This is a genomic window from Pararhizobium sp. IMCC21322 (assembly GCF_030758295.1).
Lineage (GTDB): Bacteria > Pseudomonadota > Alphaproteobacteria > Rhizobiales.
Window position 1 is genome coordinate 4,466,440 of the sequence record NZ_CP132335.1, and the last position, 19,523, is coordinate 4,485,962.

The 19,523-nt window shown below is 53.9% G+C and carries 20 protein-coding genes and 1 pseudogene; 9 read left to right on the plus strand and 12 right to left on the minus strand.

Annotated elements, in window-relative coordinates; all coding sequences use genetic code 11:
• Positions 1-10: 10 nt before the first annotated feature.
• Positions 11-670, minus strand: a complete 660-nt coding sequence (metW, locus tag RAL91_RS21230; RefSeq protein WP_371932448.1) for a methionine biosynthesis protein MetW — start codon at positions 668-670, stop codon at positions 11-13.
• Positions 667-1,854 (minus strand): homoserine O-acetyltransferase, encoded by a 1,188-nt coding sequence (locus tag RAL91_RS21235; RefSeq protein WP_306258243.1) that lies wholly within the window; start codon positions 1,852-1,854, stop codon positions 667-669. Before RAL91_RS21235 ends, metW begins: the two co-directional genes overlap by 4 nt.
• Before the next feature lie 170 nt (positions 1,855-2,024).
• Between RAL91_RS21235 and hisC the strand changes: the two genes are divergently transcribed.
• Both hisC and RAL91_RS21245 read left to right on the plus strand, forming a co-directional pair.
• Entirely contained in the window at positions 2,025-3,140 is a 1,116-nt protein-coding gene (gene hisC / locus RAL91_RS21240; protein WP_306258244.1) for a histidinol-phosphate transaminase, read from the plus strand.
• Between the two features lie 12 nt (positions 3,141-3,152).
• The gene (locus RAL91_RS21245) at positions 3,153-4,130 is read left to right on the plus strand and encodes a prephenate/arogenate dehydrogenase family protein (protein ID WP_306258245.1); all 978 of its coding nucleotides are present in this window, start codon (positions 3,153-3,155) and stop codon (positions 4,128-4,130) included.
• On the opposite strand, the gene RAL91_RS21250 is transcribed toward RAL91_RS21245, so the two are convergent.
• Positions 4,122-5,180: a DUF2125 domain-containing protein gene (locus RAL91_RS21250; RefSeq protein WP_306258246.1), complete on the minus strand. Its 1,059-nt coding sequence runs from the start codon at positions 5,178-5,180 to the stop codon at positions 4,122-4,124. The two genes, RAL91_RS21245 and RAL91_RS21250, sit on opposite strands and share 9 nt — an antisense overlap.
• Positions 5,181-5,321: 141 nt before the next feature.
• Between RAL91_RS21250 and RAL91_RS21255 the strand changes: the two genes are divergently transcribed.
• Complete coding sequence (locus RAL91_RS21255) at positions 5,322-5,852, plus strand: gamma-glutamylcyclotransferase (RefSeq protein ID WP_306258247.1); 531 nt, start codon at positions 5,322-5,324, stop codon at positions 5,850-5,852.
• Between the two features lie 15 nt (positions 5,853-5,867).
• Here the strand turns inward: RAL91_RS21255 and RAL91_RS21260 are convergent, their stop codons facing one another.
• The 4 genes from RAL91_RS21260 to ftsE form a co-directional block, all read right to left on the minus strand.
• On the minus strand, positions 5,868-6,173 hold the full coding sequence (locus tag RAL91_RS21260; RefSeq protein ID WP_306258248.1) for a hypothetical protein: 306 nt from the start codon (positions 6,171-6,173) through the stop codon (positions 5,868-5,870).
• A gap of 138 nt (positions 6,174-6,311) precedes the next feature.
• On the minus strand, positions 6,312-7,055 hold the full coding sequence (locus RAL91_RS21265) for a 1-acyl-sn-glycerol-3-phosphate acyltransferase (RefSeq protein WP_306258249.1): 744 nt from the start codon (positions 7,053-7,055) through the stop codon (positions 6,312-6,314).
• 18 nt (positions 7,056-7,073) lie between these two features.
• A complete protein-coding gene (locus RAL91_RS21270) occupies positions 7,074-8,099 on the minus strand; it encodes an ABC transporter permease (RefSeq protein ID WP_306258250.1) in 1,026 nt (341 codons plus the stop codon).
• Complete coding sequence (ftsE, locus tag RAL91_RS21275; RefSeq protein WP_306258251.1) at positions 8,092-8,751, minus strand: cell division ATP-binding protein FtsE; 660 nt, start codon at positions 8,749-8,751, stop codon at positions 8,092-8,094. The genes RAL91_RS21270 and ftsE overlap by 8 nt, the downstream gene beginning before the upstream one ends.
• A 212-nt stretch (positions 8,752-8,963) precedes the next feature.
• On the opposite strand from ftsE, the pseudogene RAL91_RS25150 reads away from it, so the two are divergent.
• The 4 genes and pseudogenes from RAL91_RS25150 to RAL91_RS21290 form a co-directional block, all read left to right on the plus strand.
• Positions 8,964-9,062, plus strand: a pseudogene (locus RAL91_RS25150) (zinc-ribbon domain-containing protein); the annotation flags it as partial.
• Between the two features lie 33 nt (positions 9,063-9,095).
• Positions 9,096-9,944, plus strand: coding sequence for a hypothetical protein (locus RAL91_RS21280; RefSeq protein ID WP_306258252.1), 849 nt, complete (start codon positions 9,096-9,098; stop codon positions 9,942-9,944).
• A gap of 11 nt (positions 9,945-9,955) precedes the next feature.
• The gene (gene hpt / locus RAL91_RS21285; protein ID WP_306258253.1) at positions 9,956-10,498 is read left to right on the plus strand and encodes a hypoxanthine phosphoribosyltransferase; all 543 of its coding nucleotides are present in this window, start codon (positions 9,956-9,958) and stop codon (positions 10,496-10,498) included.
• 70 nt (positions 10,499-10,568) lie between these two features.
• Positions 10,569-10,946, plus strand: coding sequence for a response regulator (locus RAL91_RS21290; protein WP_306258254.1), 378 nt, complete (start codon positions 10,569-10,571; stop codon positions 10,944-10,946).
• A 35-nt stretch (positions 10,947-10,981) separates the two neighbouring features.
• On the opposite strand, the gene RAL91_RS21295 is transcribed toward RAL91_RS21290, so the two are convergent.
• From RAL91_RS21295 to argH, 4 genes are all read right to left on the minus strand, one after another.
• The gene (locus tag RAL91_RS21295) at positions 10,982-13,573 is read right to left on the minus strand and encodes a TIGR02302 family protein (RefSeq protein ID WP_306258255.1); all 2,592 of its coding nucleotides are present in this window, start codon (positions 13,571-13,573) and stop codon (positions 10,982-10,984) included.
• Between the two features lie 244 nt (positions 13,574-13,817).
• Positions 13,818-15,086, minus strand: coding sequence for a diaminopimelate decarboxylase (gene lysA, locus RAL91_RS21300; protein WP_306258256.1), 1,269 nt, complete (start codon positions 15,084-15,086; stop codon positions 13,818-13,820).
• A 51-nt stretch (positions 15,087-15,137) separates the two neighbouring features.
• Positions 15,138-15,341 carry a lipoprotein gene (locus tag RAL91_RS21305; protein WP_306258257.1) on the minus strand — a complete coding sequence of 68 codons (204 nt, stop codon included), beginning with the start codon at positions 15,339-15,341 and terminating at the stop codon, positions 15,138-15,140.
• A gap of 136 nt (positions 15,342-15,477) precedes the next feature.
• Complete coding sequence (argH, locus tag RAL91_RS21310) at positions 15,478-16,848, minus strand: argininosuccinate lyase (protein ID WP_306263047.1); 1,371 nt, start codon at positions 16,846-16,848, stop codon at positions 15,478-15,480.
• A gap of 171 nt (positions 16,849-17,019) precedes the next feature.
• Between argH and RAL91_RS21315 the strand changes: the two genes are divergently transcribed.
• Positions 17,020-17,682, plus strand: coding sequence for a TlpA disulfide reductase family protein (locus tag RAL91_RS21315; protein ID WP_306258258.1), 663 nt, complete (start codon positions 17,020-17,022; stop codon positions 17,680-17,682).
• A 224-nt stretch (positions 17,683-17,906) separates the two neighbouring features.
• Positions 17,907-18,791 (plus strand): PAS domain-containing protein, encoded by an 885-nt coding sequence (locus RAL91_RS21320; protein ID WP_306258259.1) that lies wholly within the window; start codon positions 17,907-17,909, stop codon positions 18,789-18,791.
• A gap of 19 nt (positions 18,792-18,810) precedes the next feature.
• Here the strand turns inward: RAL91_RS21320 and RAL91_RS21325 are convergent, their stop codons facing one another.
• Positions 18,811-19,521, minus strand: coding sequence for an ATP-binding cassette domain-containing protein (locus RAL91_RS21325; protein WP_306258260.1), 711 nt, complete (start codon positions 19,519-19,521; stop codon positions 18,811-18,813).
• Between the last annotated feature and the right edge of the window lie 2 nt (positions 19,522-19,523).

Genomic DNA, 19,523 nt, shown 5'->3' on the forward strand with positions numbered 1-19,523 from the left:
ACTGGTCAACTCACCTTCCCGTCCGCGACAGCAGAAAGACCGCTTGCTCGCCCAATATATTCTTGGCCGCCAGCGGCCAGGCGTTTGGTAGCGAATTTCGGCCGCCACTGAGAGCGATGAATTTGTCGATTTTGGCGTCTGCCTTTTCGCACAGATCAAAAAAATCGCGGATCGTGCAAAAATGAATGTTGGGGCTGTCATACCAGGTGTAGGGCAGATCTTCGGTCACCGGCATTTCGCCCTTGAGCAGCAAATGGGCGCGCATGCGCCAGAAGCCAAAATTCGGGAAAGACACAATGGCGTGCCGGCCGATGCGCAGCAATTCCCGCAAAACGGTCTCCGGGCTGCGGGTCGCCTGAATGGTCTGCGACAGAACCACATAGTCAAAACCATTATCCGGATAGTGGAAAAGATCCTTATCCGCGTCACCTTGCACCACCGAAATACCCTTCGAAACCGCCAGACTGACACCCTTCTGGCTGATTTCGATGCCGCGGGCATCGATGTTCTTTTCATGCTTCAAAAGTGCAATCAGCGCGCCATCACCACTGCCGACATCCAGAACTTTTGCGCCGTTGGGAATCATTTCAGAAATGACGCGATAGTCGGCCCGATTCGGGTCCGCCGTCATCGTCAGATCAATGGTTGGGCCGCTGGTGAAATCGCTCATACTGTCTCCGCCAGACCCAACTCATCGGCTGCTGCGCGGACAAAACCGCCGACCGTGTCGAAAAGCTCAGGAATTTCCAGCAGGAAGGCATCGTGGCCCTTATCCGTGTCCACTTCCAAAAACGACACATTCGCGCCAGCCGCATTCAAAGCATGAACAATGGCCCTGTTTTCCGAGGTCGGAAATAACCAGTCGCTGGAAAATGAGACGCAGCAGAAACGGGTGCTGGTCTGATCAAATGCATGAGCAAGCTTTCCGCCAAACTCGCGTGCCAGATCAAAATAATCCATCGCCCGGGTCATGTAGAGATAGCTGTTTGCGTCAAACCGATCCACAAAGCTCATACCCTGATGACGCAGATAGGATTCGATCTGAAAATCGGCTTCGAACCCAAATGTTATGTCATCCCGCTCTTGCAGATTACGGCCAAATTTCCGGTGCAGGGCCCCTTCCGACAGATAGGTGATGTGTGCAGCCATACGCGCCACAGCCAGACCCTTGGTGGGCCGTATGCCGAAACTGTAGTAATCACCGCCATGCCAGTCAGGATCGGCCATCACCGCCTGACGGCCAACTTCGTGAAAGGCGATGTTCTGTGATGTATGGCGCGCGGCTGTTGCGATGGGCACGGCCGCATAAACCCGTTCCGGATAGCTGACAGCCCATTGCAGAACCTGCATGCCACCCATGGACCCGCCTATGACGGCGAACAATCTATCGATGCCAAGATGATCGACAAGTTTGGCCTGCGCATTGACCATATCCTTGATGGTGACAACCGGAAATCCCAATCCATATGGAACCCCATCCGGTGTTTCATTGGCAGGGCCGCTGGACCCCATGCATCCGCCAACAACATTGCTGCAAATAACGAAAAATCGGTTTGTGTCGACAGGCTTGCCCGGCCCCACCATGGATTCCCACCAGCCGGGCTTTCCTGTTATTGGGTTATTCGTGGCCACGTGCTGGTCGCCTGTCAGCGCATGACACACCAGAACGGCGTTGGATTTGTCAGAATTCAGTGTGCCATAGGTCTGATAGCCGATCTGCAAAGGTGCCAGCCTGGCTCCGGCTGCCATATCCAACCCATCATCTGGACCAAACCGCACAACCAGACCGCTGGGTTGACGTGCTTCTTTCAGGGAAGCTGTCAAAGGGTCGTTGGAGATTGTAGATTGCGACATGGGTTGGCTGGTGCTCACATTTTGCTGAAATCGGCGGATAGCTACGGTCAGGGCTTGTTGACTGTCAATGTTTTCTTTGATTTTCCGCTTTACGACGCATATGAAGACGCGACGTTTAAACCTAGATAAAGCCAACAACAACAGCTGTCCGTGCCCAACAGGAAACGACTATGACCGACACATCCCCCAAAGGCCCGGTTCCGCGCGCCTCGGTGCTGAAGATTGCACCATATATTCCAGGCAAAAGTCAGGCCAGCGGTGTTGATCCGAAAAGCGGAAAAGTTTTCAAACTGTCGTCCAATGAAAATCCGCTTGGCACCAGCCCACAGGCCATTGCGGCCCTTCAGGCATCAACCCATCTGGAAGACTACCCGGATGGCAGCTCGTCGCGCCTGCGCCATGCAATTGCCGATGCCCATGGCCTGAACCCCGACCGAATTGTCTGTGGTTCCGGTTCAGATGAAATTCTGTCGCTGCTATCTTATGCCTATCTGGAAGACGGGGATGAGGCTATTTACACCGAGCATGGCTTCCTGGTTTACAAAATTGCCATTCTGGCTGCTGGCGCAGAGCCGATAGTGGTGCCCGAACATCATCACACAGCGAATGTGGACAGCATTCTGGCAGCCATTACCGAACGCACAAAGATGGTCTTTCTGGCCAACCCCAACAACCCGACGGGAACGTATGTTCCGTTTGATGAGGTAAAGCGACTGCATTCGGGTTTACGGCCCGACATCATTCTGGTTCTGGATGGCGCCTATGCGGAATATGTGCGTCGCAACGACTATGAGTCCGGTATCGAACTCGTGGCCAATTCCGCCAATGTTGTCATGACCCGCACGTTCTCCAAAATTTACGGCCTCGCCAATTTGCGCCTGGGCTGGTGTTTTGGCCCCGAGGGTGTGATTGACGCCATCAACCGCATTCGCGGTCCGTTCAACGTCAATGGCGCAGCTCTGGCAGCTGGCGAAGCCGCTCTTGCAGACAGCAACCACATTGCCCGTTCGGTCGATCACAATGAAACCTGGTTGAAGCAGATGAGCGATGGCTGTCAGGCATTGGGTCTGGATGTAACGCCGAGTGTGGGGAATTTCATATTGGTGCATTTTTCCAGTGATGGCGATCATTCAGCAGAACGGGCGGATGCCTTTTTGCAGGACCGTGGTGTTGTGGTACGGCGGGTTACAGCCTATGGACTGCCGGATGCTTTGCGTATCACCATAGGGACCGAAGAAGCCAATCTTGCGGTTCTTGCCGCATTGAAAGCGTTTTTAGGCAGGTAAGTGACAGTTGAGATGACGCAATCCCCCACGCCTCCAGCTTTAGATGAGCCTGTCTTTGGCAAGCTGACCCTGATCGGAATTGGCCTGATCGGATCCTCGATTGCGCGCGTGGCCCGCGCCAGAAACATTGCCGGACATATTGCGGTCTCCTCAAGACGTGCTGAAACACTGACACGGGCCAAAGAACTGCAACTTGGCAACAGCTACACGCAGGACGCAGCAGAGGCGGTCAAGGATGCGGATTGCGTTATTGTGTGTGTGCCCGTGGGCGCAAGCGAGCAAACAGCGAAAGCCATCGCCCCTCACTTGAAGCCCGGTGCAATTGTCTCGGATGTGGGGTCGGTCAAGCGGTCCGTCATTGACCAAATGCAACCGCATCTGCCCTCAAATGTGCATTTTATCCCGGCCCACCCCGTTGCTGGTACGGAAAAGTCCGGCCCTGATGCCGGGTTTGAAACCCTGTTTGACAATCGCTGGTGCATACTGACGCCACTGCCGGACACAGATCAAAACGCGCTTGATCGCCTCAATCGCTTCTGGGCAGCTTGTGGTGCCAATATGGAACAGATGGATGCAGATCACCACGATCTGGTTCTGGCCATTACCAGCCACCTGCCGCATCTGATCGCCTATAATATTGTGGGAACGGCGAATGATCTTGAAACAGTGACTGAGTCGGAAGTCATGAAATACTCCGCTGGTGGTTTCCGTGATTTTACGCGGCTTGCAGCATCTGATCCCACCATGTGGCGCGATGTCTGCCTGCATAACAAGGATGCCCTGCTTGAAATGCTGGCACGGTTTTCAGAGGATTTATCTGCCCTTCAACGCGCTATCCGCTGGAGCAAGGGTGACGAATTGTTTGAGCTGTTCACCCACACGCGCGGCATTCGGCGCGCAATTATTGATGCCGGTCAGGAAGTCGACCTGCCGGATTTCGGGCGTCAGGCAGGCTTGCAGCAAAGCGACGACGACAATTCATCAAAATAGATTTGGTATCCGGCCAATTGGCAGTATTCCTGCGCTGACAATCCCGTTCCGTAATGTCAGAGCAATGATGACCTTTCCATCTGGATTGTTTCCGGCGAGGCCGGAAAAGGTCGCCGCAATCTGTTCCGCGTTCTGGCGAAACCGGGGCGCAATGGCTGCAACAAGATCCGGAAGCTTGTCCATACCGGTGATTTCAAGTTTCACCTGACCGGATACCAGCCCATCTTGTGAAATGGTCACCGGGCCCGACGCATTTGCGGCGAAACCCAAACTGTTGAAACTCAGCTTTTCCAAATCCAGCGCACCGCCACTGTTGAGCCAGTTGGCAAGCAAAAGGTCTGGATCAAATCCCAGGGCTTCTCCTACATTTTTGGCTGTCGCCAGAAGACCCAAATCCATTTCCGGCAATGCCTTGCCAGAGCGGGTGGTCAGAATGTCACTCAGTGTCAGAGCAACGTCAAAGTCCGTCTGCGAATCGGGGTTGGGGCGAACATGCAATTGTGCCCCCTGCACGGTCATCTGCTCAAGGCCGCCAAGGCTACCAAGTCCATCAAGTCCATCAGGGCCATCAAGGTTGGCAGGGCCGGATAGCGCATTGGCAATGACGTCAATTTCCTCGGCAACCAGAGATGCCCGTTTCAAGCCGGACAGGCCTGCAGACACGCTGGAACGCGCGCTCTTCCAGCGCCCGACCAATTCGCCACTCAATCCGGCAGCCGGCGACAGTTTTACCGTCAGCGGACCATCTGCCTCGGCAATCACATGACCGGGCTTGTAGAGCAACGCAACGCTGCGCACGGAATCAATATCGGCTTCTATGCCGCGGTCCTGAGCATCCAGCACTGCTTGCCCACAGGAAACTTCAAGATGAAACGGATAACCGGAGACAGTTCTCTCATTGCAACTGACATCGCGACCCATTCGAACGCTTTGCTGCTCGACCCGGTCAATTACCTTTCCTGTTGCCACGCTTGCGCCATACCAAAGCACGGACCACAGGAGCACCAGACCGACGATGATACTCATCAGCCACTTCACTTTACGAGCCATAGAACCTTCCATTTGGAACACTTGCATCTGGTTGCGTCCATCCTGTACCGTCGGCCCCAAAGATGTTCGCCAGTGTCAGCCGCAATGTCAGTATTGCTTCATCAAGCTGTTGCATCGGGTATCAGGAAACGCGGAGTGCATATGCGTCATTTTTGGGTGTTTGGCTACGGTTCATTGATGTGGCGGCCCGGTTTTTCATATGTACGGCGCGAAACCGCGTTGTTGTATGGCGCCCACCGCAGCCTGTGCGTGTATTCACACGTTCATCGCGGCACGCCGGAAAAACCAGGGCTTGTTTTGGGGCTTGATCGTGGCGGCACTTGCAAAGGCATCGCATTTGCAGTCGAACCAGACGCTTGGCAATCGACACTGGATTATCTGCGCGAACGGGAGCAGGTCACCATGGTGTATAAGGAAGTCACACGGACCATCCGCCTTGCCAGTGGCGAATCAGTTCCTGCGGTAAGCTATATGGTTGACCGCGAGCACCAGCAATATGCCGGTAAACTGGCCTTGGATGACCAATTATCCTTCGTCAAATCCAGCCATGGAAAATCCGGCCCCAATGCCGACTATGTCATCAACACGCAGGCCCATCTTGCCGAAACTGGTGCTGGCGACCCGGCGCTTGCCTGGCTGACCAGACAATTGGAACTGACGCCTGAGAAATGACACCAGAGCCAGCGATCAGGCCGCCCATCGCTCGTCATAAGAACCTGATGCATCGGCAAACCTGCTGACAGTTAAGGCTGGCCGCAAATCCTCGACCGCCTGAGGGTCGGACCCCGACAGAAAGTGCAGAAACCAACGCACTGGCTTTCGAGCCGAACCGTATGGGTGGTCCTGCGAAGCCCGCGCTTGCGGCCCAATGAACTCGGCATCCGGCTGCCAACCCTCGCAGGCAAGCCAGACACCGGCAATCCGCTCCCTTACCACCGCAATGGCTACGCAATCATGATAGGCATTCAAAAGAGACGCTGAAACTTCAGTCACAATATAACTGCGCCCGGACCGGCCACACACTTTTGCAAAACGCGAACTGATGCCGCCGCTTTTGAGACTTACAAATCGAGGTGTTGAATCTTGAATCATCATAAGAACAAAAATAGAACAAAACGCAGATTTGTCAACTCACATGCTGGACTCATTCGCTTTTTGCGATGCTCTGGCCTCTTCCAGCAATTTGTCTGAAGCCGTTTCAATCCGCTCAATCAGCGTTTTGTTGAACACATCATCACTCAATCCAGGCTCAATTGGCGGCAGGATTTCCATCACAATAGTGCCAGGATAACGCAAAAACGTGCGCCGCGGCCAAAACACCCCGGCATTGAGGGCGACAGGCACCACTGGCACCTTCAGGATGCGATAAAGGGCCGTCACACCATATTTATAGGATGGCGAGTCACCGGGTGTCCTGCGCGTGCCTTCGGGAAAGATGACCACATCGCGCCCGTCTTTCACCGCTGCCCTGGCCTGCGGAATCAAGGATTTCAATGCACTGGAGCCACGCGCCCTATTGACGGATATCTGCCGGAACCGGGACAGGTACCAACCAAAAAACGGAATCTTGAACAATTCCCGCTTAGCCAGATAAGCAGGGCGTTCTGCCACAAATAACAGCACGAAAGTTTCCCAGGTTGACTGGTGCTTGGAAGCAATCAGCACACCACCTTCCGGCTTGTTCTCCATGCCTCTTAACTCAAACTTGACACCTGCAAGAACACGAAGCATCCACAGCGACGTGCGCGCCCATGTGGTCGGCATCCACCACACCCATTTCCATGGCAGCAGAAAAATCGGCAGGGCGAATAGCATCAGCAAAAATAGAAATGTGTAGAAGGCCAGATTAAAAATCACAGATCGAATGTAGATCACGGAAAATCCTTCGCAGGTCTACTGCACTGTCGCCAGATAGCGTTCCACAGTCATCCGCGTGGTCGCAGCCGTCAAGGCACTGACAAGGATCAGCACAAACACAAAGCCGGTAAAGACCAAAGGTGTCAGTGAAAATCCGCCGAACAGGGCCTGAAACGGACTTCCACCGGATGGCCCTTCAAGAAACCCCAAAAGACCACCCCCGACAACAAAGAAGGTTGCGGCAGCGATGCAGCCAATCAGCCCGCCTTTCAGGCCGATAAACAGGAACCGCCCCTGAAACTCTCTGGCGATGTAGCGGTTAAGTGCGCCGACAAAATGCAGCACCGAAATGACAACCTGGTTGCCAGCCATAGCACCACGCGTGGCAAACACCACGCTGAGGCAGGTCGCTGCAAGAACCAGCAGAAAGATGCCGATGCCCGTTGCTATGGTGACATTGGCGATGCGCTTCAGCTGATCGATCCAGATACCGTGATCGTCCACGCTGACACCCGTGATGCTGTCAGATAAATTGGCACGCAGACGACCCACATCCAGCGTGGCGGGATTGTCAATATCCACGATGATCAGCCTTGGAACCGGAAGTTCCGAAAGGTCAAGTCCGGCACCAAGCCAAGGCTCCAGCAAGGCTGCCCCGTCTGCTTCTTCCATGGCCCGCACCCGGCCAATGCCCGGCTCACGCTCGGTAATGCGAATGGCGCGCTCAATTTCGAACTCAATATCCACTCCATCAGTGGGGCGTATCTGGACGGTCAGTTCACTGCTGACATCGCTTTCCCATAATTGCGCCTGCTCAAACACCATGGTCACTGCAGCCAATGTCAGACAGGCGAGAAAGCTCATGATAGCAATAACAGCGACCAGCGCAGTCCCGGCGACAGATTGCGGGGGAACAATGGGCGTTTGTCGAACATCGCGATGGCCGGCCAACCAACGGGCTGCATAACGAACTGGTGCAAACGCAACACGCAAGCCGGTGCGCGCGGTGCCTTTTGCCCCACTTTCAGTTCTGAATTGCGGATATGAGTTCTGATCAGTCATAAATCTGCAGCCGCCCATCCTTCAAAACAAAGCGCCTTGTATCAAATTGGTCGATCAGCGCCAGATCATGGGTGGCAATTACCACCGTGGTGCCAAGCTTGTTCAATTCAATAAACAGCCGCAAAAGCCTGCGCGCCAATGGCGGGTCCACATTACCCGTTGGCTCATCAGCCAGCAAAATATCCGGGCGGCCAATGAGTGCCCGGGCAATCGCCGCTCTTTGTTTCTCCCCACCGGAGAGAATCGGCGGAAGCACGTGCATACGCTCGCCAAGCCCCACCCAATCCAGCAATTCAACAACATCAGATCTGTAACGTGTTTCGTCCATCCCCTGAACCCGAAGCGGGAGAGCAACATTTTCATAGGTGGTCATATGATCCAGCAGACGAAAATCCTGAAATACGATGCCAATACGTCGCCGGATTTCCGGCAATTCATCATTGCCGATCTTGACAGCATCCTTGCCGAAAATCGAAATCAGGCCACGCGAAGGGCGCATGGACAGAAACAAAAGCCGCAACAGGGATGTTTTACCGGCACCCGAAGGCCCGGTCAGAAACTGAAACGAACGCGGCGCGATCTGGAAACTGATGTCGCGCAGGACTTCAGGCCCCATTCCATAGCGCAAGCCAACATTTTCAAACCGGATCAATTGAGCGCCTCATCACTTCCCGGGTCTGCCTGTTACGATTTCAGCATCTCAGACCTGGCTTTTTCACTTCATTAACGTTGTTTGCGATTGAGCGCAAAAATTCATTCAAGACGGGCCTGAATCAAGGCCACATTGTCACACCGTTAACATCCTTGGCGCAAAAAGGAATAGATACAACTGAACATATTTGGGTCAGGACCCATTAAGCCAACATGAAAATCGCTTGCCCCAATTGTGATACCAAATATGCGCTCAATGCAGACGCCTTGGGAACCCATGGGCGCAAAATGAAATGTGCAAAATGTGCACATGTCTGGAATGCCCAGCCAGTTGATGCAAGCCAAATGGCTTTAGAAATTTCCAAAAACGAAGCAAATCAGGTTGTCGAAGACACACCAGACCAGGTTACTGGAGACCAGAATACTCGAGACCAGATTAGCGGGTTTCCCGCGCATTCACAGAACTCCTCCGTTGAGGTCGCTGCTGAAACTGCGCCGGACATAGAAACAATCGCCGCCAAAACCGATGATGAAGATCGTTGGCACGAAGACATGAAAGAGGAACGCGCAGCTGAAAAGGCCCGCACGCCCAGACAACCTGCATCAGTCGAAACCCTTCAAACTTTGTCAAACAAAAGCAATTCACACGGACATGGCCGGCTGCGCAGTATCGTGGCTGGCTTGCAATCAGCCGTTACAAACGGTTGGCAACACGTCGTTTACTTCTTCAAATGGGCTCTGGGTCTCAGCCTTGCGCATCAAATCGCTGTCCTGATCGCATTTATAATGCCAGCCATTTTGATCTATGGTCTTTTTGCTGGCCGTCAGGTCATGGTCCAGCAATTTCCTGATCTGGCAAGTTTTTATGCCGCGCTTGGAGTTGATGTAAATCTGTATGGTCTGGAATTTGAGAACGTGCGCACTGTGAGACGTCCTGAAGACGGCATGGCTGTATTGATTGTTGAAGGTAGTGTCCGCAACATCACGAACAGTACCAAAACAATTCCGCGCCTTCATTTCATTCTAAGTGGTCGAAATCGGGAAGTGTATACTTGGCAGGATGATGCATCATCTCACCCATTACCAGCAGGCGAAACCATTCAGTTTCGCACCGTGCTTGCCTCACCACCAGATGTGGCAGATGAATTACACGTTCGCTTCCTGAGCAACGATCCCCGATTGAACCGACTTTAGAGAGATTAACAGTGGCACTGATCCGAGACCGAAATATTGATGTTTTGTTTGACGCGGAAACGCTGGCAGCGCGCAATGACGCATTGGCCATCGACATCGCGAAGAACGGCCACGACAATCTGCTGGTTATTGCAGTGTTGAAGGGAAGCTTTATTTTCGCCGCCGACCTGGTGCGCTCCATGCACAAGGCTGGCATGTCACCGGAAATCGAGTTTATCACCCTGTCCAGCTATGGTGCTGACACGACATCCAGCGGCACTGTGCGTGTTGTGCGCGATATTGAGACAGATGTCGCAGGTCGGAACGTACTGCTCATTGATGACATTCTGGAATCCGGGCGGACCATTTCATTCGCCAAAAACCTGATGTTGGAGCGTGGCGCAGCCAGTGCCGAGATTGCGATTCTGCTGGACAAGACCGGCAAACGCGTCGCCGACATCACTGCTGAATATGTGGGCTTTGAATGCCCTGATTATTTCGTCGTGGGCTATGGCATGGACGTCGCCCACGCCTTTCGTGAATTGCCTTTTGTCGGTGTTGTTGCCGAAGATTGACTGCCCTATGGCCGGGCCTGAGTGCCCGGTGATTTAATGTTTCTTATGTATTGCGTTTGGAGAAGCAACCATGGCCCGAATACTAATCACTGAAGATGACGCAGCCGTGCGCACCTTTGTCAGCCGAGCCCTGCAACTGGACGGCCATGATATTGTGACCGCTGAAGATGGCGAAGAAGCCTTGCTCACTCTGAGGGATGAGGATGGCGGTTTTGACCTGTTGCTGACCGATGTGAAAATGCCAATTATGGACGGCATTGCACTGACCCATCACGCCGCACGTGACTGGCCTGCTCTGCCAATTTTGATCATGACGGGATACGCCGACCAGCGCGAACGGGCCAAGGGTCTTGAGAAAATCGTGCGCAGTGTTGTGACAAAACCATTCTCTCTGGCAGACATCCGTACCGCTGTGAACGGTGCCCTGTCCGATAAGATCGCGGCCTAGAAATGTCTCACCCTTAAGGGGCAGGTCACAACAGCCTATTGCGGCAACAGACGCTCCAGATAATCCAGCTCCAGATCTGGGCGTTCCATGTCCCCCAGCCTTTTGCGAATCGCGTCCAGGATTTCCCGGGCGCGCTGAATGTCGATCTCACCGGGAACTTTGACACTGTTGCCATCATCAGCTCCCTGGCTGCGCTGTGGCCGTCCCAGAGGGTCCATTCCATTCTGCGTGCCGCCGGGGCGTCCCATTTGCTGGCCCTGCTGGCCGGGGCCGAAGGGAGGTCCGCCAGGTTGGCCTGGTTGGCCCTGCTGACCGGGTTGCCCTTGCTGAACCTGTTGGGCGAATTGCTGCATCATCTCCTGTGCGCCATCACGCAAGGCCTGCAAGGCCTGTGACTGAGACCCGAGCGCCTGCCCGCTCTTACCCTGCCCCAGAGACTGTTCAGCGTCTCCCATAGCTCCATCCGCCTCACCCATCTGGCCACCGGGCTGCATACCATTTTGTTGCATCTGGTCCATGAGTTCCTGCAACTGCTCCTGCAAGTCAGCCTGACCCTGCTGCAGCTCTTCCAATGCGCGTTGCCGGTCTGCCTCGGACGGGGCCCCCTGCTGGCCTTCCAACTGTTGTTGGCGCTGCTGTTGCTGCTGCTGCTGGAATGTCTGATCCATGAGGCTTTGCTGCCGCTCGATCATCTCGCCAAGATCGCGCATCATTTGCTGCATCTGCTGTTGTTGCTGCGACATTTGCGGCTGGCCATTTTGCAGGCTTTCCAGCATTTGCTGCATCTGTGACAACATCTCGCGTGCAGCATCGCGCGAGCCGCTGCGTGCCAGATCTTCTATCTGATCAAGCATCTGATCCAGATCCTGCGGCGTTACCATTTGTGTATTCTGATCGAATGGCATTTGCTGCTGGGCGGTCGGGTTGCGCTGCATCTCACGCGCAAGCGCTTGCAGATACTCATTCATTGCCTCACGCAACTCTTCGGTCAGACGAGCAATTTCCTCATCTGAAGCGCCGTTTTCCAGCGCATCACGCAGCGCCTCCTGTGCAGCTCTCAATTCCCGCTCAACATCGGAAAGATCACCATCTTCAATAGCCAGCGCAATTTCCCACAAAAGATCAGCGACACCCCTCAGCGCATCGTGATCCGCCGCAGCCAAAAGACGCCGTCGAGCCGTATTCATGGCCAGATACACCGATACATTGTCGATAAAGGTCTCAGGCGCGAACAACAACGCATCCAGCGCCACGCTGACCTTGTGCGCCTGATTTGCGTCCAATGCCAGATTCTGGCGCTGTTCCACCAGGGCCCGGGACAAGGGCTCGCGGAAGGGACGGATGGGCAAGACCATATCCAAGGACGGGGAAACACCCGTCTGCTCCGCTTCATCAATTGCGGTCAACACCATCGTCACGTCAATTCCGGCCCAGGGATGATCGGTCAAATTCTTGATTGTGCTACCAACGCCTTCGCGCACACGCGATCGCGGCAGTGACAGGTTCATCTCAGGCGCTTCATAAAGAGGCTCCGCATCTGCGGACTGCTCCTTTGCTGGCACGATTTCAGCATTCGCTGAAACAATTCCATAATCATCTTTCAGCGTATAACTCAGTTCCAAAGCGCCGCTGCGCGCCACTTCCGGCTGCCCGTTCAGGGCAATCTCGGGAACCTCATCCGGGATAATTGAAAACTGCCAGCTTCGTGTCTCACCAAATCCACTGGAGACCGAAATCTCGGCGTCAGCATCCAGCGTCGCCTGAAACTGGTTCAGGGCAAGGGCCGAACCACCTATTTCAGCAACTGATTCATCTTCGCCAGCGGTCAATGGCTGTGCGATGCCATTTTGAACCAGCGTAACGTCAAGCGCTTCGGCAGAATCGCTTTGCAGAGAAAACACGCTGCCAGTTGGCACTTTCACCCTATCGGTGATCGCCAATTCGGCCGCGCGTGTCAGGAAAATCGGCGCACGCCGCGTGTAATCCGGTGGTGTGATCCAGGCATCAATCCGGGCCAGAGCCGGGGTGGCCTCTATTGAGGCGTCTGTAAGTGCAGCCAGACGACGGGTTTTGTCAGAACCGGCATAGGCAAAGGCGACGACCAGAAGCAGCGCCACGAGCGCCCGCAATTGAAACGGGTCCAACCGCTCTGTGGCAGGACGCGGCAATCCGGTGCGTAATGATTTCAGTGCAGCAATGTTTCTCGCCTGATGCGTCTGCCACAAACGTTGGCCCTGCGCATCATCTGCGGCCAGCGCCGCCGGCTGATCATCGAAACTTGAAAGAGGGCGGTGGTGGGTTCCAGATACCTGCTCGATCCGCTTCAGAGCCGCGTCTTTACCTGGAAGGGACAGACGTAACAGCGGCCACAACGCAACCAGTGCGGCAAGTACGAACAAAACCATGCCGATTGTGCGCCAGATAGGCGGCACAACAAGCCAGATACCAAACCAGGACAGAATGAGAAAAAGTGAAATGACGCCGAGAAGCGGCAGAACTGCGGGCCAGAAATCTTCCCAGAATAAAACGGCCCGTCCCCGGGTCACCAGAGAGGCAATCTGCCGCGCCAAACCGCCCGACGACAAGTCGGTTGCACTGCTCAGTTTCCGATTCCGCTCGTCCGGCATGTATCCACAACCCTTTCAAGAACGAGCAAGGCGAACATAAGCCTTTGAAAATTCGAATATATTTCCTAAAGTTTGGTGCAGAAACTGACCGAACCATACCTTGCTCATTAAAGTTTAGCACAGCGCACACGGTTGACCAGTGCTGAGGCGATCACACTGCATGACAATTTGGAAAGGTCATTCTGTCGCCTATCAATGCATTAGCCAGCGTTCTGACAACCCATTGAGGCTTCATCCCAGCGTTTCAGTCCAGCCAGTCGGGCACACTGTCCAGCGCCAGCAAAGCGTCGTAGCTGAGCCGTGGCCGAACGACATGAAACTTGTCACCGTGAACCAGGACTTCAGGCACAAGAAGCCTTGAATTATAGGTTCCAGCTTGCACGGCGCCATAGGCACCGGCCGACAAAAGTGCCAGCAAATCCCCCGGTTCCGGCTTCGGCAGTTTTCTGTCCAGGCCCAGATAATCCCCTGTTTCGCAGACCGGCCCAACCACGTCAGCGACAATTTCAACGGCATCATCAGCCATTTTCACCACAGGCCAGATTTCATGATAGGCTTCATAAAGTGTGGGACGGATCAGATCATTCATTGCTGCATCAGCGATAATGAAATTCTTCGCGTCGCCTTCTTTCACATAAATCACTTCGGTGACCAGAATTCCGGCATTGCCTGCAATCAGGCGGCCAGGCTCAAAAATGATCCGACAATCCAGCCCACTGACATGTTTCTTGACCACTTCGGCATAAGCATCCGGTAAAGGTGGTGGGTTGTTATCATTGCGATAGGGAATACCAAGGCCACCACCAAGATCGATATGTTCGATTATGTGACCATCTTCTCGCAAAATAGCAATCAACTCCGAAAGCCGTGCAAACGCCGCATCAAACGGAGCAAGGTCGGTAATCTGGGACCCGATATGCATATCGATACCGGTCGCCTTGATGCCCGGCATTGCACCGGCTCTGCGATAAACTTCCCGCGCGCGCTGCCAGGCGATCCCGAATTTGTTTTCAGCCTTGCCGGTGGAAATCTTGGCGTGCGTACCGGCATCCACATCCGGGTTGATGCGCAGCGAGACAGGCGCAATCATGCCAAGAGACAGTGCAACTTCGTTGAGCCGCTCCAACTCTGGCTCACTTTCCACATTGAAGCATAAAATACCGGCTTCCAGAGCAAAGCGCATTTCGCCAGCCGTCTTGCCGACGCCAGAAAACATGATTTTTTGGGCTGGAATGCCTGCAGCCAAAGCGCGGCGTAGCTCACCCTCCGACACCACATCAGCGCCGGACCCGGCCTTGGCCAAGGTGGTCAGCACGGCCTGATTGGAATTGGCCTTCGTGGCGTAGCACACCAAAGGGTCCAGCGTGCCAAATGCGTCGCTGAACACCTTCAAATGCCGCGTTAAAGTCGCTGTGGAATAAACATAAAAAGGTGTGCCGACGGCAGCAGCAATGTCCGCCACAGACACATCTTCAGCGTGGAGAACGCCGCCCTTATAGGCAAAATGATGCAAGACCGGCTCTCCTCAAGCCTGCATTAAGCGGCAGGCATAGCATTTTGAAGCTTAGATAAGGCGGTCGAGAATGAATTTCCGGTCAGGTTTCTCGGCATCATATCCGATAACCGCATCTTCCAGAGATCCGCTGCCACTACCACGATAGGTGGGATCCGGGTTTTCCAAAGCACCACGACGGCCACATGCACCAAGCGCAAGAGTCAAAGTCAATACGCCAATCAAACTGGCAGCGGTCATCTTTTTACGTGTCACGGAAGGCTCCTTTTTGCGGAAATTACGGTTTTTCAATTTACACAAATACAATTAACAGTCTTTTGTCGTAAATCGACCCGGATTTCAAGAGGCCGAATTCACAAGCCGTATTTCCAAGCTGCTAGTCGGTTGGTTTCTAACGCTCCAGTGCACGAATCCAGCGCTTGGCCTGTTTGCGTACATTGGCAGGTGCTGTGCCGCCATAGCTGACACGGCTCATGACGGATTTGCGCACGCTCAATACACCCAGCACATCCTTTGTGATCTTTGGCTCAATTGCCTGCATGTCGGCCAGCGGCACCCGATGCAGATCGCAGTTCAGTTCCTCGGCAAGGGCAACGATGCGTCCCGTCACATGATGCGCGTCGCGGAACGGCAGGTCGAGCACACGAACCAGCCAGTCAGCCAGATCTGTTGCTGTGGCAAACCCGCTGCCGGCAGCTTTCGCCAGAGTTTTTTCATTGGGTTCCAGATCAGCCACCATTCCAGAGGTCGCCGCAATTACAAGTGAAAAGGCGTTAAACGCATCAAAGGCCTGCTCCTTGTCTTCCTGCATGTCCTTGGAATAGGCCAAGGGCAGGCCTTTCATGACAATCACAAGCGCCTGATAAGCCCCTGCAATGCGTCCAATTTTGGCGCGCACCAGTTCAGCTGCATCCGGATTGCGCTTTTGCGGCATGATGGACGAACCAGTGGTAAATTTGTCCGACAGATGAACAAACCGGAACTGAGCCGAGGACCAGATCACAAGCTCCTCAGCAAAGCGTGACAAATGCATGGCGCTAATCGTTGCAGCGGACAGGGCCTCCAGCACGAAGTCACGATCTGAAACACTGTCCAGCGAATTGGCGGTAGGTCGATCAAAGCCAAGGGCCTTGGCTGTCATATCCCGATCAATGGGAAATGACGTGCCAGCAAGGGCAGCTGCCCCCAATGGGCTTTCATTGAGACGCTTGCGGGCATCGGCAAAGCGGCCCCTGTCCCGGCCCAGCATTTCAACATAGGCCATGAGATGGTGACCAAATGTCACAGGCTGCGCGGATTGCAGATGCGTAAAGCCCGGCATGAATACGGCCGCATGCTCAAGAGCCTTTTCGGCAAGGGTTTTCTGCAGGCCGGCAAGAGCTGCATCCAGCGCATCAATTGTGTCGCGCACCCAGAGTTTGAAATCGGTCGCAACCTGATCATTACGGGACCGTCCGGTGTGCAGACGACCGGCTGCATCACCGATCAGTTCCCGCAGCCGCGCCTCCACATTCATATGGATATCTTCCAGCTGTCTGGAGAACGTAAACTGTCCGGTTTCGATTTCTCGCAAAATCGTGTCTAGACCGTGAACGATTTTTGCCACATCTTCATGAGACAGAATGCCTTGGGCCTCAAGCATCGCAGCGTGGGCCTTGGAACCTGCTATATCCTGGCGAAACATTGCCTTGTCGAAATCGATCGAGGCATTAATTTCTTCCATGATGGCATCAGGTGCCGAGGAGAAACGACCACCCCACATCGTATTGGACGAAGTTGTGTTGGATAAAATGGCGTTTGATGTGCCGTCAATCTGTTCCGATGCGCCTTGCGGCTTATTTGGACCTTTGGACATAAATGACCTTCGTGAATTCTGCGCAAGTCCCAATTCAGGGCTGCACGGGCTTATGCGAACAAACAACAGGATGTTGTCATGAAAGTGCTGCTACTGGCTGCCATTGCAGGCGTGATCGCAGGATCGCTGCTCCTATACGGGAAACTGGGTAGCGATGTCCATGATAGTGCTACAGTTGTGGCAAATACGGGCGCGGCATGTTCTGCAGTACCTGACGTTGCCTCATCGCTTGATCCGTTCATTCAAGGGGAAATGGCAGCGGTACAATTGGCGGATGTGCCAGACTATCTTGGCGATCTCCAGTTCAAATCTCCCGAAGGTGACGACATCACTTTGGCTGACTGGAAAGGCAAGGCAGTTGTTTTCAACCTTTGGGCCACCTGGTGCGCTCCATGTCGCGCAGAAATGCCGGCATTGTCCAATCTGCAAACCGCGTTAAGTGGCGAAGATTTTGAAGTCGTTGCTGTGAATATCGACACCAGCGGCGCTGAACGTCCCCTCGCCTTTCTGGACGAGATTGATGTCTCCAACCTGCCGCTTTACGCAGACCAAACAACCGAAATATTCAACAGTCTGAAGAAAAAAGGCCTTGCGTTCGGCATGCCAACCACGCTGATTGTCGACAAGGATGGCTGCCGGGTTGCGCATTTGTCCGGCCCGGCACATTGGGACAGTGAAGACGCAAAAGCGCTGGTCAGTGCCATCATCGGCAAAAAAATGACTGACGATAAGTCCAGTTAGAACGTGAGTGCCAGGGCAACCAAATAAAATCCGGAGCAGCTTCTAATTGCCAGAATTGATAGATTCTTGCGGTTTTGGCTCATTGTTCTTCTGAAACCCACAACCGTTAGTATACTTAAAGGCGCAGCGGCGCAGATACACCACCGCATTTACACCATCTTAACGCGCTCTGATCACTATGCGTGTTCTGTTTGATAACGCTGGTGTACCATTTGAAAAACCCTGTGAGATATGATCAGTTCGATCCTGAAGACCTTCCATCTGAAACGATGGAAGTAAAACCGGAATTGCTGGTCCAGTTGATGCTTCAGGCTGAGGCATTCGGCTTCTGGCGTATCGATGTCAGCACCGGCAACGCATGGTGGTCGGAAAACGTGTACCGCATTCATGGTATGCAGCCGCGCAAGGGCACGGTCAATGTCAGCAAGGCGGTTGCGCTTTATCATCCCGAAGACGCCAAAACAGTCGAGTTTCTGGTAGGCGACGCCATCACCAATAAAAACGGGTTCGACTTTGTTCTGAGGCTGAAACGGGTAGATGGCAAAATGCGCTTTGTACAGTCCGTGGCGTCCGTCGAGCTGGATACGGATAAAAGCGTCAAAGCGGTTTACGGTATTTTCCGGGATGTCACTCAGAGCATCTCTGACAAGAACATCTCCAAAACCCGCGCGCAATTGGTCAGTTCAATCATTGCTAATTCTCCCTCACCCATCGCTATTCTGGATCGCAAGATGTGTTATTTGCAGATCAGCCCCGCCTGGGCAGAATTTCACGGTTTGCAAGAGCCGCATTCGTATGTGGGCAAATCCCACTACGACGTTCTGCCGGAGGTTCCAAAGGAATGGCGCGCAGAACATCAACGCGTCTTGAAGGGCGAAACTGTCCATCGCTCTCAGGCCCTAGAAAATGGCGAAACGCGGGTGGCATCCTCCGCATCTGGCGCATCCATTTTCCCTTGGCATTCAGCCCTGGGCGAAATCGGCGGCCTTATTATTATGGTGACACCTGCAGGCAATTCTGAAACGAAGCAGAACAAGACCGCGGCTCAAATTGCCCGACTTATGGAGCAGGCTGACCATAGACCACAGCGGTTTGGCGAAATCAGGTAATCAGCTTCATACCTGCCTGTTAACTGACAACGGGTATGTCGTCGACAATCCGCCCTTCTTCCAAAGTGATGATTCGGTCTGCCATTTCCAGTATACGATTATCGTGCGTCACCATCACTGTGGTCGTTCCACGTTGTGTGCCCAATTGCTTGAGCAGGCGCACAACATTGGTGCCGGATTCCTTGTCCAGCGCTGCTGTCGGCTCGTCAGCAAAAACGACACGCGGATTGCCCACAAGAGCACGCGCAATGGCAACACGCTGCTTTTGGCCACCGGACAAGTTTCCGGGCAGGTAATGTAACCTGTCCTCCAGCCCCAGAAGACCAAGCAGATGTGCAGATGCGGCTTCAAACTGGCTTCGCTTGCCAGACAGGGACGCGCCATGCACCTCAAGGCCTACACGCACATTTTGCAGCGCAGTCAGACTTTCATGTAAATTATGGGCTTGAAAAATGAACCCGAGCTTCCTGCGTGCCAAAACCAGATCAGCTTCAAGTGCACCACGCAGTTCCTGCCCCAACAGGTGAACACTGCCATCCTGGACATCACGCAAGCAGCCAATGAGCGTCAGCAATGTGGTTTTCCCAGACCCTGACGGCCCCATCAGGACGGTCAGCTTACCGGCCTCAATCGACAAATTTATATCAAAAATAGCCTGTTTGCGTGCCTCCCCAACCCCGAACCAATGGTTCAGGCCCTTTGTCACAATCGGGAAAGCTTCACCGCTCACAA

Bases quoted from the DNA above. Each gene is read 5' to 3' on its own strand.
- metW (WP_371932448.1), bottom strand. From the start codon at position 670: ATGAGCGATTTCACCAGCGGCCCAACCATTGATCTGACGATGACGGCG.
- RAL91_RS21235 (WP_306258243.1), bottom strand. From the start codon at position 1,854: ATGTCGCAATCTACAATCTCCAACGACCCTTTGACAGCTTCCCTGAAA.
- hisC (WP_306258244.1), top strand. From the start codon at position 2,025: ATGACCGACACATCCCCCAAAGGCCCGGTTCCGCGCGCCTCGGTGCTG.
- RAL91_RS21245 (WP_306258245.1), top strand. From the start codon at position 3,153: ATGACGCAATCCCCCACGCCTCCAGCTTTAGATGAGCCTGTCTTTGGC.
- RAL91_RS21250 (WP_306258246.1), bottom strand. From the start codon at position 5,180: ATGGCTCGTAAAGTGAAGTGGCTGATGAGTATCATCGTCGGTCTGGTG.
- RAL91_RS21255 (WP_306258247.1), top strand. From the start codon at position 5,322: ATGCGTCATTTTTGGGTGTTTGGCTACGGTTCATTGATGTGGCGGCCC.
- RAL91_RS21270 (WP_306258250.1), bottom strand. From the start codon at position 8,099: ATGACTGATCAGAACTCATATCCGCAATTCAGAACTGAAAGTGGGGCA.
- RAL91_RS21280 (WP_306258252.1), top strand. From the start codon at position 9,096: ATGGCTTTAGAAATTTCCAAAAACGAAGCAAATCAGGTTGTCGAAGAC.
- RAL91_RS21290 (WP_306258254.1), top strand. From the start codon at position 10,569: ATGGCCCGAATACTAATCACTGAAGATGACGCAGCCGTGCGCACCTTT.
- RAL91_RS21295 (WP_306258255.1), bottom strand. From the start codon at position 13,573: ATGCCGGACGAGCGGAATCGGAAACTGAGCAGTGCAACCGACTTGTCG.
- argH (WP_306263047.1), bottom strand. From the start codon at position 16,848: ATGTGGGGTGGTCGTTTCTCCTCGGCACCTGATGCCATCATGGAAGAA.
- RAL91_RS21315 (WP_306258258.1), top strand. From the start codon at position 17,020: ATGAAAGTGCTGCTACTGGCTGCCATTGCAGGCGTGATCGCAGGATCG.